The organism is Actinocrinis sp. (assembly GCF_035653575.1).
GTDB lineage: Bacteria > Actinomycetota > Actinomycetes > Streptomycetales > Catenulisporaceae > Actinocrinis.
In genome coordinates this window covers 1-17,055 of sequence record NZ_DASRBQ010000139.1, presented here as the reverse complement: position 1 = coordinate 17,055, position 17,055 = coordinate 1, and the positions used below count along the sequence as shown (strand labels likewise).

Sequence of the window (17,055 nt, the reverse complement as noted above, 5' to 3'; positions counted from 1 at the left end):
GCACCGCTTCGCGATCCTTTTCGCGTTCCGCCTCGGAAAGTTCGTTCCACGGCACGAGGTCGGGATGGGTTTTGCCGTCGCGGTCCGGAATTCGGCCATACGACCAGCCTCGGCTGGCGCGCTCGGACCGCCAGCGGTCATGTTCCAGCCGGGCTAAGTGTTCGACTTCTTCGTCGTCGTATACGAAGTCCCGTTCGACTACGCCGCGTGGTGTGACGAGGCAGTCGATCTCCCGTAGCTTACGGCCTATATCAGCCGCCTGATCGCGATTGGCGGCACGCAGGTCGTCCGCCAGGCCTTCCCAGTACTGCAGCGCGGGCGTACTGCCGAAGCGGCTCCCGGCGGCGAGCCGCCGCAGCAGGTAGCTCTGGTGGCAAGCCCGAGCCAGCTCCTCACCGAGGCCGTCTTCGACACGCGCAGGATCGCAACCCTCTTTCGTGGCATCGACGAGCAACAGCCGGCCGCCCAGCGCGTCGAACAACCCGCCGCGGTCGCGACGGAACGCTTTGGCGAGACCCGACATTCGTTCCAACCGTACGACGACCGCTGTCAGCGTCGACCGCAGGTGCGCTGCGAGCCCGAGCGCGGCTCTCAGCGCCTCGTCCTCGTCCTCCTGGCATAGATAGAGCCGTCGCAACGGCGGCGCCGCCTCCCGCTGCCGCCGGAGCAGGACTCCTTCGACCGGTTCGGCCACTGGCACAATGACGCAGGCCCCAGCAAGAAATGCGTAGCGTTCGTACAAGCGCTCCGCGGCCTCATCAGAGCCCGTCCCGATCAGCAGAACCCTCATGCGCTCCTCGGAGACGCGCCGCCGCACGATCCATTGCCGAGCGAACTCGACCAGCACAGAGCGGCCGAACGCACCGGTGCCCGCGATCGCGATCTCCGGCGGCTCTTCAGTAAACGCGGTGGCATCCCGGCGTACCGCGGCCTGGGCGGCAAGTTCATCCGGATTAAAGAAGTCGACGCGTGGCGCGCCCGTGCCCATGCTCCAGCGCCGTGCCCGCAGCGACATGCACAGTTCGAGGTCGTCGATCAAGGCGTAGACACGATGCGGCCGCGAGCGCCCGTCGCGGATCCGCTCGACCACGTGCGCTATCTCTGCATTCTGCGAGCCACGGTCAAGGCACGCGTAGAGGCAGGTCGCGCGCGTGACCCCGGCATCCATAAGGGTCCGTCGAGCGACCGGATTTCCGTCGATCGTGTGCCGCCCCGGCCTGCGAAGGTCAGGGTCGATGTGGACTACCGTCTTACCCTCGTCGCGCAGCCTTCGCACCATTACATCGGCCGCCCTCGAGGACCCGCAGACGATCACATGGTCACGCAAGCGGCGCAAGCGTGCTCGCTGGAGTCGGTGCGCCGAGACGGCGAGCCGCACCTTCACGAAGCTGAAGGCCACGATCGTGGGTGCCGCGAAGCGGGCTATCTGGAGGCCCCACGGCACGGGCGGCGGTGCGCGATCGACCGGCGGATTGCTGAACGGAGTGAACTGGATCAGGATGAGTTCGAGGTCGTAGTAGGCGATGTCACTCGCGCGGGCACTGATGCTGTGAGGCTGAACGGCGTTCAGGGCATTGCAATACGTCGACAGGCCGACGTAACCGAAAACCAGGCTTAAGAGCCAGAGTCCCAGGTAGATCGCCTGAACAACAAACCCCCAAGGCACAGATCGAAGTGCGCGGCGTATCCCCGCCACGGCGGCCTCCCCCCGAGCTACTTCGTATGCTGCTTCGGTGACGCGACCGCAGTGGGCTCGCCGCCTGCGGTTCCCCCTCCCTTACCCTGTGCCGCACCGGGCCGAACGAGAAAGCGCGCGCGGACGGTAGTGCGCACGGAATCGGGCGCTAGTGCCCTCCCACTTTCTCCGCGCCTATTCGGTCAGTCCGATTTGCTGGCGGTGGCGCCGGTCGGGGCGCCGGGAACCCAGCGGGCGGGCCGTTTCTCGGCGAACGCGCGCATGCCCTCGCGGCCTTCCTCGCCGGCGAAGTGTTCCGCAGACAGGCGGCGCATGCGGGCGAAGTCCTCGCGCAGTGCGGCGGCGCGGTCGCCAGTGAGCAGGGCTTTCGTCGCGGCGAGGGCGTGGGGGCCGCCGAGGGCGAGCATGCCGCAGTAACGTGCGACCTCGTCATCGAGCGCTTCGGCGGGGACCGCGCGGTTGATCAGGCCGATGCGCTCGGCGCGGTGCGCGTCGAAGGTCTCGCCGGTGAGGAACAGCTCGTGCGCCTGCCTGGGGTCCAGCCTCGGGAGGACCACGACCGAGATCATCGCGGGCACGACGCCGATGCGCACTTCGGAGAAGGCGAAGGTCGCACTCTGCGCCGCCACCGCGATGTCGCAGGCCGCGACGATGCCGATGCCGCCGGCTCGGGCCGGTCCGGCCAGTTTGGCGACCACCGGCTTCGGGCTGGTCCACAGCTGCTCAAGCAGCGCCGGGAAGTTCTCGCCCTGGCTGTCGGTGACGCCGCTGCGCGCTTCCTTGAGGTCCATGCCCGCGCAGAAGACCGGACCGGTGTGATCGAGCACGATCACGCGCGCGGCCTCGTCGTCGATCGCTTCCGTCAGGTGCCCGCGAAGCTGGGTCAGCAGCGCGGCGGACAGCGCGTTGCGGTTGGCGGGCGAATCCAGGGTGATCGTCGCGACGCCGCCGTCGGTGCGACGGTGTACGAGCTCGTCCATGCGCTGTCCGCTCCGGTCTCTCACGTTCCTCGAAGTTCGGCCTGACCGGGATCGGTCGGCCGGTCCAGCGAAGCCTCGACCATGCGCGCCCAGGTCCGCACGACGTGCTTGCGGCGGCGCGTGTCATCGGTCAGCAGCCCGGCCAAGCCGAGGCCGCGGGCCAGATCGAGGGTAGCCTGCACGATCTCACGCACTCCGGGCTCGTCGTCATCGGCGCCGAGCGCATCGAGTGCGGCCTGGTGCGCCACCCAGCCGACGTGCTCTTCGAGCGGAACGACCCGCTCACGCAGCCGCTCGTCGGTCGAGGCCTGGACCCATAGGTGCAGCGCAGCCTGAAAGCTCGGGCCCGCATACAGGTCGACCAGTAGCTCCACGAGTGCCTCAGTGCGCGACGCGCCCTTCGGCAGGCGGCGCACCGACTCACGCAAATCAGCGATGCGACTCTCCGCGACGTGCCGGATCGCCGCGGTGTACATGTCTTCCCGGGTCGGGAAGTGGTGCTGGGCAGCGCCGCGGGAGACTCCCGCGCGTTGCGCCACGACGGCGATCGTGCTTCCGGACCAGCCGAACTCGGCCAGGCATTCGACCGCCGCGTCGAGCAGCCTGCGGTGCGTGGCGCGGCTGCGTTCCTGGGCGGGTTCATGTACCGGCTTGGCGGCGCGCGCGGGAGCCGCCAACGCCCGGGCCGGGGCGGCGGCCGATTCAGCGGCCATGGTCGGCCGTCGAGCCGGGGCCGTAGGACTTGGGTAGGCCGAGGCTGTGCTGCGCCACGAAGTTGAGCACCATCTCCCGGCTGACCGGCGCGATCCGGGACGCCCTGACACTGCCGAGCAGGACTCCGAGCCCGTATTCGGAGGCCAGCCCGTTGCCGCCGTGCACCTGGACGGCCTGGTCCACCGCCCGGATCGCCACCTCGGCGGCGGCGTACTTGGCCATGTTGGCGGCCTCGCCCGCGCCGAAGTCGTCGCCGCTGTCGTAGAGCGCGGCGGCCTTCTGTGTCATCAGCCGCGCGAGTTCGAGCTCGATCTTGACCTGGGCCAGCGGATGAGCAAGGCCCTGATGCGCTCCGATGGGCACGCCCCAGACGCTGCGCTGCTGCGCGTAGGCGACTGCTTTGCCGAGCGCGTAGCGGGCGAGGCCGACGGAGAAGGCCGCGCCGAGGATGCGTTCGGGGTTGAGCCCGGCGAACATCGCTCCGAGGTCCGCGTCCTCGGCGCCGACGAGCGCGTCGGCGGACAGCGGCACCTCGTCGAGGAACAGGCCGAACTGGCGGTCGGCGGAGACCAGGTCCATCTCGATGCGCCGGTATTCGAACCCTGGCGCATCGGTCGGCACGATGAACAGCGCGGGCCGCAGTCGTCCTGTCTTCGCGTCCTCGGTCCGACCGACGACCATGACGGCGTCCGCTTCATCGACTCCTGAGATGAACACCTTGCGACCGGTCAGCACCCAGCCGCCGTCATCGGCTCGGCGCGCCGTGGTAGTCAGCAGGTGCGAGTTCGATCCCGCCTCGGGCTCGGTGATGGCGAACGACATGCGCACCTCGCCGGTCGCGAAGCGCGGCAGCCAGGACTGCTTCTGCTCGGTGGTGCCATATCGGGCGATGACCGTCGCGCAGATCGCCGGGGAGACGAGCATCAGCAGCAGTGGAGTGCCTACCGCGCAGAACTCCTCGCACACGGCGGCAAGATCGCCGATCCCGCCTCCTCCGCCGCCATATTCTTCGGGCACTGCGACGCCGAGATAGCCGAGCCGGCCCGCTTCGTTCCACAGTTCGGTCGTGTGCCCGCCGCTGCGGGCCCGTTCGAGGTAGTACTCCGGTCCGAAGCTGCGCCCGAGGTCGGCCACCGCCTTGCGCAGCGCTATCCGCTCATCGGGCTCGACGAAGTTCATCGGTTACTCCTCGTTCCGCGTGGTATCGGTCGCGGCGGCGCCGGCGAACGGTGTGACGACGGCGAGCACGGCACCCTTCTCGACCTGCTGGCCGACTCTGACCGGCAGGTCGGTGACCTCGCCGTCGGCCGGCGCCGTGAGTGCGTGCTGCATCTTCATGGCCTCCAGCCACAGCAGCGGTTCTCCCGCGGCCACGGCCTGCCCGACCGTGACGGCGATGCGGAGAACGGTGCCCGGCGTCTCGGCCGTCAGCGAGCCGGTGGCGGCGGATGCGCGTCCCGGCTCGGTGAATCGCGGCACCGGAACGAGAGCGACCGGGCCGAGCGCGGAGTCGACGCAGACGAGGCCGGGATAGCGTGCGACGGCGAAAGTCCGGCGCAGACCGCTGATCTCCAAGACGACCCGATCTGGCGTGGCCGCGATGACTTCGACGTCGTCGGCCCTACCTGCGCCGTCGGCACTGTCTGCGCCGTCGGCGCTGTCGATGATCTGACGATCGCGCGCCGTGCGATATGCGACCTCGTACTCGTCGTCCCCGCAGCGATATCGCCTGCGCTGTGGCGCGGACGGGACGTTGCGCCAGCCCGACGGCAAACGCTTCACGACGCGCGCATCCCGCCGGTTCGCGGCGGCTTGTGCGAGCGCGGCAGCGATCGCGGAAAGCCGGCGCGCCTGGTCATCGGCGAGCGATTGCGTCACCGTGGCCGACCGGTGCCGCTCCAGGAATGCGGTATCGGTCCTTCCGGCCAGAAAAGCCTCGTGTCGCAGGATATTGACGAGCATGTCGCGATTCGTGCACAGCCCGTGAATCCGCGCATCGCTCAGTGCCCTGGCAAGCCGGCGCGCCGCCTGTGCGCGGTCGGGGGCCCAGGCGATGACTTTGGCGAGCATCGGATCGTAGAAGGCTGCGACGGTGGACTCGTCGGTCACGCCGCTGTCGAGCCGGATGGCTGCGCCCAATGAGCTTCCGCCGCCTGGAACAGCGAATTCCGCATCAACACCCGGGATCTCGAAGCAGTGCAGCGTCCCGCTCTGCGGCCGCCAGTCGTTCGCCGGGTCTTCGGCGTAAAGGCGCACCTCGATCGCGTGCCCGTGTGACGGCGGCGGTTCGGCGGGCAGCCGACGGCCCTCGGCGACGTGGATCTGTGCCGCGACCAGATCCAGGCCGGTGACGCATTCGGTGACCGGATGCTCGACCTGAAGGCGGGTGTTCATCTCCAGGAAGTAGAACCCGCCGTCGTCCGCGACAAGGAACTCCACGGTCCCGGCGCCGACGTACTCGATCGCCTTCCCCGCCGTCCGCGCCGCCTCGAACAATCGCGCGCGCAACTCGTCGTCCACGAAGGGCGACGGTGTCTCCTCAACGACCTTCTGGTGTCGACGCTGGATCGAGCACTCGCGCTCGCCGAGAGTCCACACCGTGCCGTGCCGGTCGGCCAGCACCTGGACCTCGATGTGCCGGCCACTCTCGATGAAGCGTTCGCAGAACACTGCCGGATCGCCGAAGGCCGATGCGGCTTCGGCCCGCGCGTCGGCCACGGCATCGGCGAGCGCGTCCAAAGACCGCACCACACGCATGCCTCGACCGCCACCGCCGGCCGAGGCCTTTACCAGCACTGGCAGGTCTGTCTCAGTGATCTGTGAAGGATCAAGTTCGGGCAGCACCGGTACCCCGGCGCGGTCCATCATCTGCTTAGCCTCGACCTTGGAGCCCATGGCCTCGACGGCCTCGGGCGGTGGGCCGATCCAGATGAGACCCGCCTCGATTACCGCGCGTGCGAAATCGGCGTTCTCGGACAGGAAACCGTAGCCGGGATGTACCGCGTCCGCGCCGGCCGAACGTGCTGCCTCGATCAGCAAATCAGGCCTCAGGTACGTCTCAGAAGACGCATTGCCGGGCAGCCGCACGGACACGTCGGCGTCGGCGACATGCAGCGAGGATGCGTCGGCGTCGGAGAACACTGCGGTACGCGCGATGCCGAGTTCTGCGCACGTGCTGAAGATTCGCCTGGCGATCTCGCCGCGGTTGGCGACCAGGACGTTCCTGATGACGAGCTCTGTGCTTGCCGGGTCTGTGTTCACTAGGTCCGTGTTCACTGAGCCCCCGCCTTACATCCGAAAGACGCCATAGCAGCGCGCCCCCTCGACCGGTGCGTTGTGGATGGCGGACAGACACAGCCCGAGCACCGTGCGCGTGTCGCGCGGGTCGATGATTCCGTCGTCATAGAGCAGCCCGGACAGGAACATCGGCAGCGATTCGGCCTCGATCTGGTGCTCGACGCCCGCGCGCATCGCCGCGTCGGCCTCCTCGTCGTAGGGCAGGCCGCGCCTGGCGGCCGCCTGCCTCGCCACGATCGACAGCACCCCGGCCAGCTGTTGCGGACCCATCACCGCGGACTTCGCGCTCGGCCAGGCGAACAGGAAGCGGGGACCGTATGCGCGGCCGCACATGCCGTAGTGCCCCGCGCCGTACGAGGCACCGATCAGCACGGACAGGTGCGGCACGGTCGAGTTCGAGACCGCGTTGATCATCATCGCGCCGTGTTTGATGATGCCGCCCTGCTCGTACTGCCGGCCGACCATGTAGCCGGTGGTGTTGTGCAGGAACAGCAACGGCGTGTCGCTCTGGTTCGCCAGCTGGATGAACTGCGCGGCCTTCTGCGCCTCCTCGCTGAACAGCACGCCGCGCGCATTGGCCAGGATGCCGATCGGATAGCCGTGCAGATCGGCCCATCCGGTGACCAGGCTCGCGCCGTACAGCGGCTTGAATTCGTCGAATCGCGAGCCGTCCACGATGCGCGCGATCACCTCGCGCGGATCGAACGGGATGCGCAGGTCCGCGGGTACGATGCCGAGCAGTTCCTCGGGGTCGTACTTCGGCTCGGCGTAATCAGACCTCGGCGAAGCCCCGAGCTTGCGCCGGTTCATCCGCCGGACGATCGAGCGTCCGATGCGGATCGCGTCCTGCTCGTCCAAGGCCAGATAGTCGGCGAGGCCCGAGGTGCGGGCGTGCATCTCCGCGCCGCCAAGCGATTCCTCGTCGGACTCCTCGCCGGTCGCCATCTTCACCAGCGGCGGCCCGCCGAGGAACACCTTCGCCCGCTCCTTGACCATGACCACGTAGTCGGACATCCCGGGCAGATACGCGCCGCCGGCGGTCGAGCTGCCGAAAACCAGCGCGACGGTGGGGTTGCGCGCGGCAGACGACGTGGTCAGGTCGCGGAAGGTGCGGCCGCCGGGGATGAAGATCTCCTTCTGCGCCGGCAGATCGGCGCCTGCGGACTCGACCAGGTTGATCATCGGCAGCCGGTTCTCGGCCGCGATCTGCCCTGCCCGCAACGCTTTCTTCAAGGTGGACGGATTGCTCGCGCCGCCCTTGACCGTCGGATCGTTGGCGATGATCACGCATTCGGTGTCTTCGACCACGCCGATACCGGTGACGATGCTGCCGCCGACCTGGTACTCGGTCCCCCACCCCGCCAAGGCTGAGAGCTCCAGAAACGGCGAATCCTCATCCAGCAGCAACTCCACGCGCTCGCGAGCGAGCAGCTTGCCGCGAGCACGGTGCCGCTCGACGTACCGCGGACCGCCCCCGGCGACCGCCTTGGCGTGCTCGGCCTCCACTTCGGCGAGCTTCTCCGACATCGCCCGCCGGTTCTCAACATACTGCTCGTCGGTCGTACTGAGTCTGGACTCGAAGACGCCCGCACCGGCCTCTCTCACAGCAGGACCTCCGGCAGATCGACGTACCGAGACCGTAACCATTCGCCGAGCGCCTTGGCTTGCGGATCGAATCGCGCCTGCGCGGCGACGCCCTCACCGAGTAAGCCTTCGATGACGAAGTTGAGGGCACGCACGTTAGGCAACGCGTACCGCCGCACCGGCAGATCAGCGGTTTCCGGAAGCAGCCGCCGCAGTTCGTCCACCGTCAGGTGGTGCGCGAGCCATCGCCACGCTTCGTCCGACCGCGCCCACACCCCGAGATTCGCGTCGCCCGCCTTGTCGCCGCTGCGCGCCCCGAAGAGCGTGCCGAGGGGTACGCGGCGCGTGGCTCCCGCGGCGAGCGGCGCCGGGAGCGGCGCCAGAAGCGGCGCCAGAAGCGGCGGCTCATCCACCTCCGCCAACTGCGTCACTTCGGCCGCAGGGGCGACGTCGAGTCTTGATCCGTCCGGCAGGACCGCGACGTGCGGCACCTGCGTACGGTCAACGAAGGCTGACGTGCACACGCCGTACGCGCTCGCGTCCGACGGCGGCGCGGTGACGTGGAAACCGGGGTAGCTGGCGAGTGCGAGTTCCACGGCGGCGGCGCTGAACGCCCGGCCGACTACCGCTTGGTCGGCGTCCCGGACCGCGCAGTGCAGCAGGGCACTAGCACGCTGCTCCGTGTCAGCATCCTGGTGATCCGTGCGCGCCAGGGTCCACCGGACTTGCTCGGGCAGATGACCAGCCAGCGCGAGCGTGAGCTGTTCGCGCACGAGGTCGGCCTTCGCCTCGATGTCCAGCCCGGTGAGCACGAACGTCGCCTCGTTGCGGAATCCGCCATGCGAGTTCAGGCAGACCTTGAGCGTCGGGGGTGGCGGTTCGCCTCGCGTCCCGCTGATGCGCACCCGATCGGGCCCGTCCTCGGTCAGCGTGATCGTGTCGAAGCGGGTCGTAACATCAGGCCCCGCATAGCGCGGCCCGCCGATCTCATAGACGAGCTGCGCCGTCACCGTGCCGACTGTCACTGCCCCGCCCGTGCCCGGGTGCTTCGTGATCACACTCGAACCGTCAGCGAAGACCTCAGCGATCGGAAACCCCGGAGCTCCGAGACCGCGCCCCGGCGCTGAAGCTAGCTCGGTGAAGAACGCGTAGTTCCCGCCAGTCGCCTGAGCGCCGCACTCGATCACGTGCCCCGCGACCGTCGCACCCGCCAGCGCGTCGTAGTCATCCCGCGACCAGCCGAAATGCGCCGCGGACGGGCCGACCACGAGCGAAGCGTCCGTCACCCGCCCCGTCACGACCACGTCCGCGCCCCCCACAAGACATTCCCGGATCCCCCACGCGCCGAGATAGGCGTTCGCGGTCAGCGATCCGGAGAACCCGAACTCGGCCGACCGTGCCAGCAGGTCGTCGCCCTCCACGTGGGCAACCGCCACATCGAGGCCGAGCTTGTCCGCAAGCCCGCGCACCGCCTCGGCGAGCCCGGCCGGATTCAGCCCGCCCGCGTTCGCGACGATCTTGACGCCGAGGTCCTTGGCGAGGCCCAGGTTCTCCTCAAGCTGGCGCAGGAACGTGCGCGCGTAGCCGCGCGAGGGATCCTTGAGCCGGTCGCGGCCGAGGATCAGCATGGTCAACTCGGCCAGGTAATCCCCGGTCAGCACGTCGATCGGCCCGCCGGTCAGCATCTCGTGCATCGCGGAGAGCCGGTCCCCGTAGAAGCCGGACGCATTGGCGATCCGCAGCGGTCCGTCCACCCAGCGCTCCCCGGTCGTGTGCCGTGCCCTTCACCGCGAGCGTGGCACGGCCGGAGCGACAAAACAAGCGCGCGTGCTTGTTTTTTGCGCCGCCATTGCTAGGAGATCCAGGCGTGCGACTCACTTAATCCCAGCTCGCTGGCTTGTTTACCACCCCCGCACGGGTAGCACGAAGATCGCGGGCAGCGCGGGGGACGGGTCGCGCCAGGAGTGAACGCGACGGAAGAGGATGTGCGCTACGGAACGGCGGGGGTGCAGCGCTCCTGCACGATGCGCGCGACCTCGTCGAAGACGTCGCTGCGCAAGGCACGCGATGCGGCCTCGACGCAACGCTTCAGGTCCAAACGGCGCACGCGCGCGCGTACTTCGTCGAGCGCGGCCGGCGCGACAGACAGCACATCGCAGCCAAGGCCAATCAGCAGCGGGATAACCAGGGGGTGGGCGGCCGCGTCGCCACAGACAGAAACCTGACGGCCGTAGCGGTGCGCGGCCTCGACCGTGGCGGCGATGGCGCGCAGGACCGAGGGGTGCGCGGCCAATTGCGGGGTCAAGGTGGGATCGCGCCGATCCAGCTGGAGGATCTGGCTCGTCAGATCGTTGCTGCCGATGGAGAAGAACGCTGATTCACGGGCCAGCGCGTCCGCGGCGGCCACCGCCTCGCGCAGTTCGATCATTGCGCCGATCGGCGGCGCCGGGACGCCGAGCTGCGCGGCGCACTTCTCGAGAATGTCTTTGCAGGCCCGTAGTTCGGCGACCGAAGCCACCATCGGGATCATGATGCGCAGATCGGTGCCCGCACCGGCGGTCAGGATCGCGCGGAACTGCTCGGCGAACGCGGCCGGCTGCGCGAGCATCAACGGCAGGCCGCGGCCGAGCTTCGCACCCTCGCGCCCGGCGCTGAGGAAGGGAGGCAGTTTGTCGTCGGCGAAGTCCAGGGTGCGCACGGTGACCGGCTGACCGGCCAGCTTGCGCAGAATCGGAGCGAGAACCGCAGTGTGCTGCGATTCGGTGGGCCAAGTGCGGGCATCGAGGAACGGCAGTTCGGTGCGCAGCAGACCGACTCCGGCAGCGTTGTGCGCGACCGCCGTCTTCGCCTCCACCACCGTCGCGACGTTCGCGCGCAGGCTGACTGCATGACCGTCGAGGGTGCGACACGGCAGATCGCGTTCAGCTGCCAGCGCCTCGCGCCGCCGTCTCGCAGCGTTCATCGCGGTGATCGCTTCCGCGCGCTCGTGCCGCGCCGGATTGACCGTGGCGGTCGACCGTCCCGTGTCCACCAGAACCTCAGTGCCCTCGGCTTCTCGTAGCAGCGCGGGATCGACGCCGAGCAGCAGCGGAATACCCAGCGAGCGAGCGATGATCGAAGCGTGCCCGTTGGGTCCGCCGAGGACCGAGAGGGCCGCGACCACGAGGTCGCCGCGTTCAAGCAAGTCGGCCGCGCCGACCTCGTGCGCGCACAGCACCAGCGGTCCGTCCGGGGTCGCCGCGGATGCGCCGGACAGCTGCGCCAGAACCCTGCGACCGACTTGCCGCACGTCCGCGGCGCGCTCGGCGAGCACCGGATCGCTCAGCGCCGCGAGTGCGTCAGCGTATTCATACGTCGCTTGGGCGACGGCATGCGCGGCGTGAGCCTCCTCGTCCCGGATGCGCCGCACGGCGCCCTCGCGCAGATCGTGGTCCTGGGCGATGTAGCCGTTGGCCTCGACGATGTCGGCGAGGTCCGTCTGGCCGCTGCCGCGCAGCGTCTCGGCCAGTTCGAACAGCTGCTCGGCGACGGCGTCGAAAGCGGCGAGCACCTGCTGCACCGAGTCGCCGGACGCGGGTGTCGGCGCGTCGCGCTGCACGGTCGGCAGGTCGATGTGGTGCGCCCAGCCCAGGGCTATGCCGGTCGAGGCGGCCTGGCCGGGGTAGCTGCGCCGGCCGGTCACGCGACGACCTGCGCGAGGGCGCGGACGATCAGCGCCGTCGAGGTCGCACCAGGGTCCTGATGCCCGATGCTGCGCGCGCCGAGGTAGGAGGCGCGTCCCTTGCGGGCCTGGAGCGGCACGGTGTCCCGCATTCCCTGCTCGGCGGCGTCCGCGGCGCTCGCCGCCGCCACGCTCAGGTCCGCGCCGGCGCCGGCCTGCTCGCCGAAGGCCGTCAGCGCCGGTACCAGGGCGTCGACCATGGTCTTGTCGCCGGGTACCGCCGCGCCGAGCTTCTGTACGCCCTCCAGACCGGCCGTCAACGCCGCCAGCAACTGGTGCGCGTCGACGGACGGCAAGGCGAGCTGCTTACCCATGGCGCGGAACAACGTGCCGTACAGCGGCCCCGCCGCTCCGCCGACCACGGAGATCAGCGTCGATCCGGTCTTGACCAGCACGTCGCCGACCGTCGCGGCCTGGTATCCGTCGAGCGCGGAAAGCGCGGCGGCGAATCCGCGCTGCATGTTCACCCCGTGGTCGGCGTCGCCGATGGCCGAGTCCAGCTGGGTCAGATGGTCCTTGTGCTCGTTCATCGACGCGGCGATGGCCTGCACCCAGGATCGGGCGAGCGCGATGTCCACCGGTGGATCTCCTTCTGCGCGGTCAGACTGTGCGGAGCGGGCGGGCGGACCCGGAGCGCATGCGGCGCCCGGGTCCGCCTGGAGGTTTCTCGAATATATGGAGGCGTTATGTACGCCGCCGAAGACTCACTCACACGCCCCAGCGCAGGGCTGGGGTGTTCACGGGCGCGTCCCACAAGGCGAGCATCTGCTCGTCCGCCTTGCACACGGTTAGCGACACGCCAGCCATGTCCAGACTGGTGACGTAGTTGCCGACCAGACTGCGGGCGATGCGGATGCCCTGCGCCGCGAGGATCGCGGCCACCTCGGCGAACACGACGTACAACTCGATCAGCGGAGTGCCGCCGAGCCCGTTCGCCAGCACGATGACCTCGTCGCCCGCGGTGAGGTCATGGTCGGCCAGGATGGCGTCCAGGGCAATGCCGACGATCTCGGCGGCGGGGCGCAGCTTCTCGCGGCTGCGTCCGGGCTCGCCGTGGATGCCGACGCCCACCTCCATCTCGTCCTCGCCCAGGTCGAATCCGGGCTTCCCGGACGCCGGCGTGGTGCAGGCGGTGAGCGCGACCGCGAAGCTGCGCGAGGCCTTGTTCACCCGGGTGCCCAGCTCGGCGACCGCGGCCAGGTCTCCCCCGGCCTCGGCCAGCGCCCCCGCGATCTTCTCCACCAGGACCGTGGCGCCGGTGCCGCGCCGGCCGGCGGTCCAGGTCGAGTCCTTGACCGCCACGTCGTCGTCGACCAGCACGGTGGCCACGCTGATCCCGTCGTCGGCGGCCAGGTCGGCGGCCATCTCGAAGTTCATCACGTCGCCGGTGTAGTTCTTCACGATGAACACCACCCCGGCTCCACGGTCGACCGCGCGGGCGGCGGCGAGCATCTGGTCCGGCACCGGGGAGGTGAACACCTCACCCGGGCAGGCCGCGCTCAGCATCCCGTGGCCGACGAAGCCGCCGTGCAGCGGTTCGTGTCCGGAGCCGCCGCCGGAGACCAGCGCGACTTTTCCGGAAGCCGCCGCGCCCGCCCGGGTGATGATCCTCGCTTCCTTGTCGACCGCGAGATCCGGGTGCGCGGCGGCGATCCCGGCGAGCGCGTCGGCCAGTACTGATTCGGGCGCGTTGATCAGCTTCTTCATGCCGAGACTCCTTCGGCCGGTACGGACTGGGTAGCGGCCACGCGGCGCACGGCGGCGCGCCGGGCGTTGAGCGCGACGTAGGTGAGGCCGGCCACGACCGCGCCGATGACCTCGGCGGCCAGATAGACAGGCAGCTGATTCCAGTGCACGGTGCCGTTGAACAGCTGGCCGACGAGCATCGGGCCGAGGGCGCGAGCCGGGTTGATCGACGCGCTGGTGGCCGGGCCGACCGGGATGATGATCGCGAAGACCGCCAGGCCGACCGCGACACCGCCGAATCCGCCCGGAGCGCGCCCGTCGAACGCGCCGAACACCACGAACGCGAGGATGAAGGTGCCGACCGCCTCGGCGAAGAACGCCCGGCCCGCACCGACCGACGGACCGTAGGAGGCGATACCCAGGCCGACGTCAACTGCCTTATGGCCGAGCACTCCGACGATGGCCAGGGCGCCGAGCGTGGCCCCGGCGACCTGCGCCGCGACGTAGCCAGGTACGTCGCGCCATGGCACCTTGCCCGTGGCGGCCAGCGCGATGGTGATAGCGGGGTTGATGTGGCAGCCGGAGATGTGCCCGATCGCGTAGATCATCGCGACGACGACCATCGCGAACGCGAACGAGATCATGCCCAGCTCGGCCATCGTGAACGGCGCGTTGCCGCCGATGATGAGTGTCGCGGGCACGGAGCCGACGCCGATGAACACCAGCATCGCCGTGCCGAGCAGCTCCGCCAGGAGCTTTTGGGGAAACGTGTTCTCTGGCATGACGCGCCCGCGGCCCGCAGGCCTGTGGGCGTCCACCTCCTTCGCTTCATTGCGAAAGCAGACGACTAGGGGAAGAGCCGCTTCGGCAGTGACCGGTGGATTGCGAGGTCGGCACTCGAGAGCGGCGCATCTGAACGAGATTTCGTTCGGTATCGATGAACGATGTTCGGAAACTAGCTCCAGCGGCGGCAGCCGTCAAGACCGGGCTTCATCGACGTGCCAAGTCGTGATCTGCGCGCGCAGCCGCGCACCTCAGCACCGAACGACCCCGGCTTCGACCAGCCAGCCCCGCAGTCCCCCACCGCAGCCCTGACAGCCCTACAACCTCACGCCCCGCATCGCCCCGCGCCCCGCCCCCAGTTCGCGCGAGAGGTGCCTGGCCACCTCCCGAACCGCGACGACATGCTCCTGACGTGCGGAATCCTCGAAGAGCCGCTCAATCGGGCCGACGATGCCGATCGCTCCGGCGACCCCGCCGGAGCGATCAAACACCGGGGCGGCGATGCCGGCGTCCCCGAGCGCGGACTCCTGGTCCTCCAGCGCATAGCCGGACTTGACGACCGCGTCGAGTTGCTCGGCCACGGCCTGCGGATCCGTGATACTCCACCCGGTCAGTGCCGGGAGTTCAGCGGCGAGCAGCGCCTTTCGCTGCTCGGGCGGCAGGAACGCCACGATCGCCTTGCCCAGAGCGCAGGTGCTCCACGGGATGCTGGCCCCGACCTCGAGGATTTGCACCGCGCCCTCGGGCCGGAACGCGTGATGCACGACGAACACGTGGTCGCCGGTGAGCACGGCGACCCACACTGCCTCACCGGTGCGGTTGGCCAGCGAATCCGCCCAGGTCAGCGAGCGAGCACGCAACTCCTGCGTGTCCAGGTAGGCGTTGCCCAGCATCAACAGGCCCGGGCCGAGCTGGTACTTGCCCGTCTCGGCGTCCTGAACGATCAGCCCCTCGCCCTCCAGCGTGCGCAGCAGCGCGTGCACGGTCGGCTTGGCCACGCCGACCCGCTCGGCCAGCTCGGTGACGCCCAGGCGGGGGCCCCCGGCTGCAAGCTCCCGGAGGATCTGCACCGCGCGCTGTACCGACTGCACCATCGACCGACACCACTTTCAGTATTGCTGAACAGCGTTCCCGGATTTAGTATCACCGTTCATGGACCAACCAGTCGGCATCGTACTCGTATCCCACAGCGCCCAACTCGCGGCGGGCCTGCGCGAACTGCTCGCCCAGATCGGCTCCGACACGGTACCCGTCGCCGCCGCGGGCGGCGCTCCCGGCGGCGGCATCGGCACCAGCTACGACCTGATCCACGCGGCGATCACCGAGGTGGACCACGGTGCGGGCGTGCTCGTACTGCCCGATCTCGGCAGCTCCGTGCTCACCACGCGCACCGTGCTCGACGACCATCCGCGTCCTGACGTGGTCATGGTCGACGCCCCCTTCGTCGAAGGCGCCGTGGCCGCCGCCGTGACCGCTGCCATGGGAGCCGACCTCGACGCCGTCGCGCACGCAGCCAAGGAGGCCCGTGATGTCGCCAAGCTCTGAGACGACCACCACCCCGACCGACACCGAGGCAGTACGAACGGCGGATCAAGGTACGCATTCCCCCGCGGAGTTCGAGCTTGCCGTGACGCTTCCCGCCAATCTCCACGCCCGCCCGGCAGGAAAGCTCGCCCAGACCGCCGCGCGTTTCTCCAGCAGCATCCGGCTCGACTACGCCGGAAAGTCGGTCAACCCCACCGGAGTGCTGGCCGTCATGAGCCTCGGCGCCACCGCCGGGACGACCGTCACCCTGCGAGCACAGGGCGAGGACGCCGAACAGGCCGTGCAAGCCCTCGCCGCCGTTCTCGCCAGCGCCGAATAGCAGCGGGTCCAGACACAGACGCTAATCCCCCCGGCCGGAGACGACGTCCAGCATCGCGGCACTCGCGCCGAATCGGGCGTGCAGCACTGACCGACTTCACGCCGCAGCTGCTCGACGCGGCCTCTCCGCAGGTCAAGGCATCGGCGAGCTAAAGGCTGGCGACGACCTCGCGCGTCTCAACGCTGACGACCGTGACGCCGGGCATCGGGTTGCTGCCCTGCTGAACCATCTGCGCGGCGTTACGTGCCTGCTCCTCGGTCTCGAAGACCACAATGGACGTGCCCTCGTTGTCCCCCCGCGGCTCCAGCCAGTAGCCGGCCACCAGGCCAGGCGCCTGCTTGACCCGAGGAACCACCTGCTCGCGCAGGTCTTTGAGCGCTTCGTTGAGGTCGACGTCGATGCGGACGGTTACGAGGTTGGCGTACATGGCTCCAGGTCCATTCCAGGTAGATACCCCCAAGCCTGGCTGTGCCCCGGGCGTCCGGCAGCCGAGGTGAACCATTCGAGCGACACCAATCAGCCGGCACGGCGGCCGATGATGCAGCGCATTGCGCTCGCGCGGCTCAGTCGCCGGCAGACGGGAGCGGATCGGAACTGGAACGGCGTAGTTCCTCGTTGAGGCGGAGTGCTTCTTCGAGTTGGTCTTCCAGGATGATGATGCGGCAGGCGGCCTCCAGGGCGGTGCCCTGGTCGACCAGCTGGCGGGCGCGGGCGGCCAGGCGCAGCTGGT

15 protein-coding genes and 1 pseudogene are annotated in these 17,055 nt (G+C 69.2%); 2 read left to right on the top strand and 14 right to left on the bottom strand.

Annotated features, from left to right (window positions below):
- The 12 genes from VFA06_RS19855 to VFA06_RS19800 form a co-directional block, all read right to left on the bottom strand.
- Positions 1 to 1,696, bottom strand: a 1,696-nt coding sequence (locus VFA06_RS19855) for a RyR domain-containing protein (protein ID WP_324842139.1), incomplete at its 3' end; no start/stop codon positions are given.
- A gap of 182 nt (positions 1,697 to 1,878) precedes the next feature.
- Positions 1,879 to 2,676 (bottom strand): enoyl-CoA hydratase-related protein, encoded by a 798-nt coding sequence (locus VFA06_RS19850; RefSeq protein WP_324842138.1) that lies wholly within the window; start codon positions 2,674 to 2,676, stop codon positions 1,879 to 1,881.
- A 20-nt stretch (positions 2,677 to 2,696) separates the two neighbouring features.
- Positions 2,697 to 3,389 (bottom strand): TetR/AcrR family transcriptional regulator, encoded by a 693-nt coding sequence (locus VFA06_RS19845; RefSeq protein WP_324842137.1) that lies wholly within the window; start codon positions 3,387 to 3,389, stop codon positions 2,697 to 2,699.
- The gene (locus tag VFA06_RS19840; RefSeq protein ID WP_324842136.1) at positions 3,379 to 4,569 is read right to left on the bottom strand and encodes an acyl-CoA dehydrogenase family protein; all 1,191 of its coding nucleotides are present in this window, start codon (positions 4,567 to 4,569) and stop codon (positions 3,379 to 3,381) included. Before VFA06_RS19840 ends, VFA06_RS19845 begins: the two co-directional genes overlap by 11 nt.
- A 3-nt stretch (positions 4,570 to 4,572) precedes the next feature.
- Entirely contained in the window at positions 4,573 to 6,666 is a 2,094-nt protein-coding gene (locus VFA06_RS19835) for an acetyl/propionyl/methylcrotonyl-CoA carboxylase subunit alpha (protein ID WP_324842135.1), read from the bottom strand.
- Between the two features lie 12 nt (positions 6,667 to 6,678).
- Entirely contained in the window at positions 6,679 to 8,214 is a 1,536-nt protein-coding gene (locus tag VFA06_RS19830) for an acyl-CoA carboxylase subunit beta (protein ID WP_349260256.1), read from the bottom strand.
- A gap of 74 nt (positions 8,215 to 8,288) precedes the next feature.
- Positions 8,289 to 10,025, bottom strand: a complete 1,737-nt coding sequence (locus tag VFA06_RS19825) for an acyclic terpene utilization AtuA family protein (protein WP_324842133.1) — start codon at positions 10,023 to 10,025, stop codon at positions 8,289 to 8,291.
- A 236-nt stretch (positions 10,026 to 10,261) separates the two neighbouring features.
- Positions 10,262 to 11,953, bottom strand: coding sequence for a putative PEP-binding protein (locus VFA06_RS19820; protein ID WP_324842132.1), 1,692 nt, complete (start codon positions 11,951 to 11,953; stop codon positions 10,262 to 10,264).
- A complete protein-coding gene (gene dhaL, locus VFA06_RS19815; RefSeq protein WP_324842131.1) occupies positions 11,950 to 12,570 on the bottom strand; it encodes a dihydroxyacetone kinase subunit DhaL in 621 nt (206 codons plus the stop codon). The genes VFA06_RS19820 and dhaL overlap by 4 nt, the downstream gene beginning before the upstream one ends.
- A 130-nt stretch (positions 12,571 to 12,700) precedes the next feature.
- Entirely contained in the window at positions 12,701 to 13,699 is a 999-nt protein-coding gene (dhaK, locus tag VFA06_RS19810) for a dihydroxyacetone kinase subunit DhaK (protein WP_324842130.1), read from the bottom strand.
- Positions 13,696 to 14,460 (bottom strand): MIP/aquaporin family protein, encoded by a 765-nt coding sequence (locus VFA06_RS19805; RefSeq protein ID WP_324842129.1) that lies wholly within the window; start codon positions 14,458 to 14,460, stop codon positions 13,696 to 13,698. The genes dhaK and VFA06_RS19805 overlap by 4 nt, the downstream gene beginning before the upstream one ends.
- 318 nt (positions 14,461 to 14,778) lie before the next feature.
- Positions 14,779 to 15,555: an IclR family transcriptional regulator gene (locus VFA06_RS19800; RefSeq protein ID WP_324842128.1), complete on the bottom strand. Its 777-nt coding sequence runs from the start codon at positions 15,553 to 15,555 to the stop codon at positions 14,779 to 14,781.
- Between the two features lie 58 nt (positions 15,556 to 15,613).
- Between VFA06_RS19800 and dhaM the strand changes: the two genes are divergently transcribed.
- Both dhaM and VFA06_RS19790 read left to right on the top strand, forming a co-directional pair.
- The gene (gene dhaM / locus VFA06_RS19795; RefSeq protein ID WP_324842127.1) at positions 15,614 to 16,006 is read left to right on the top strand and encodes a dihydroxyacetone kinase phosphoryl donor subunit DhaM; all 393 of its coding nucleotides are present in this window, start codon (positions 15,614 to 15,616) and stop codon (positions 16,004 to 16,006) included.
- The gene (locus tag VFA06_RS19790) at positions 15,990 to 16,325 is read left to right on the top strand and encodes an HPr family phosphocarrier protein (protein WP_324842126.1); all 336 of its coding nucleotides are present in this window, start codon (positions 15,990 to 15,992) and stop codon (positions 16,323 to 16,325) included. The genes dhaM and VFA06_RS19790 overlap by 17 nt, the downstream gene beginning before the upstream one ends.
- A gap of 148 nt (positions 16,326 to 16,473) precedes the next feature.
- On the opposite strand, the gene VFA06_RS19785 is transcribed toward VFA06_RS19790, so the two are convergent.
- Both VFA06_RS19785 and VFA06_RS25955 read right to left on the bottom strand, forming a co-directional pair.
- Positions 16,474 to 16,752, bottom strand: coding sequence for a YdhR family protein (locus tag VFA06_RS19785; RefSeq protein WP_324842125.1), 279 nt, complete (start codon positions 16,750 to 16,752; stop codon positions 16,474 to 16,476).
- A gap of 136 nt (positions 16,753 to 16,888) precedes the next feature.
- A pseudogene (locus tag VFA06_RS25955) lies at positions 16,889 to 17,055 on the bottom strand (MerR family transcriptional regulator); the annotation flags it as partial.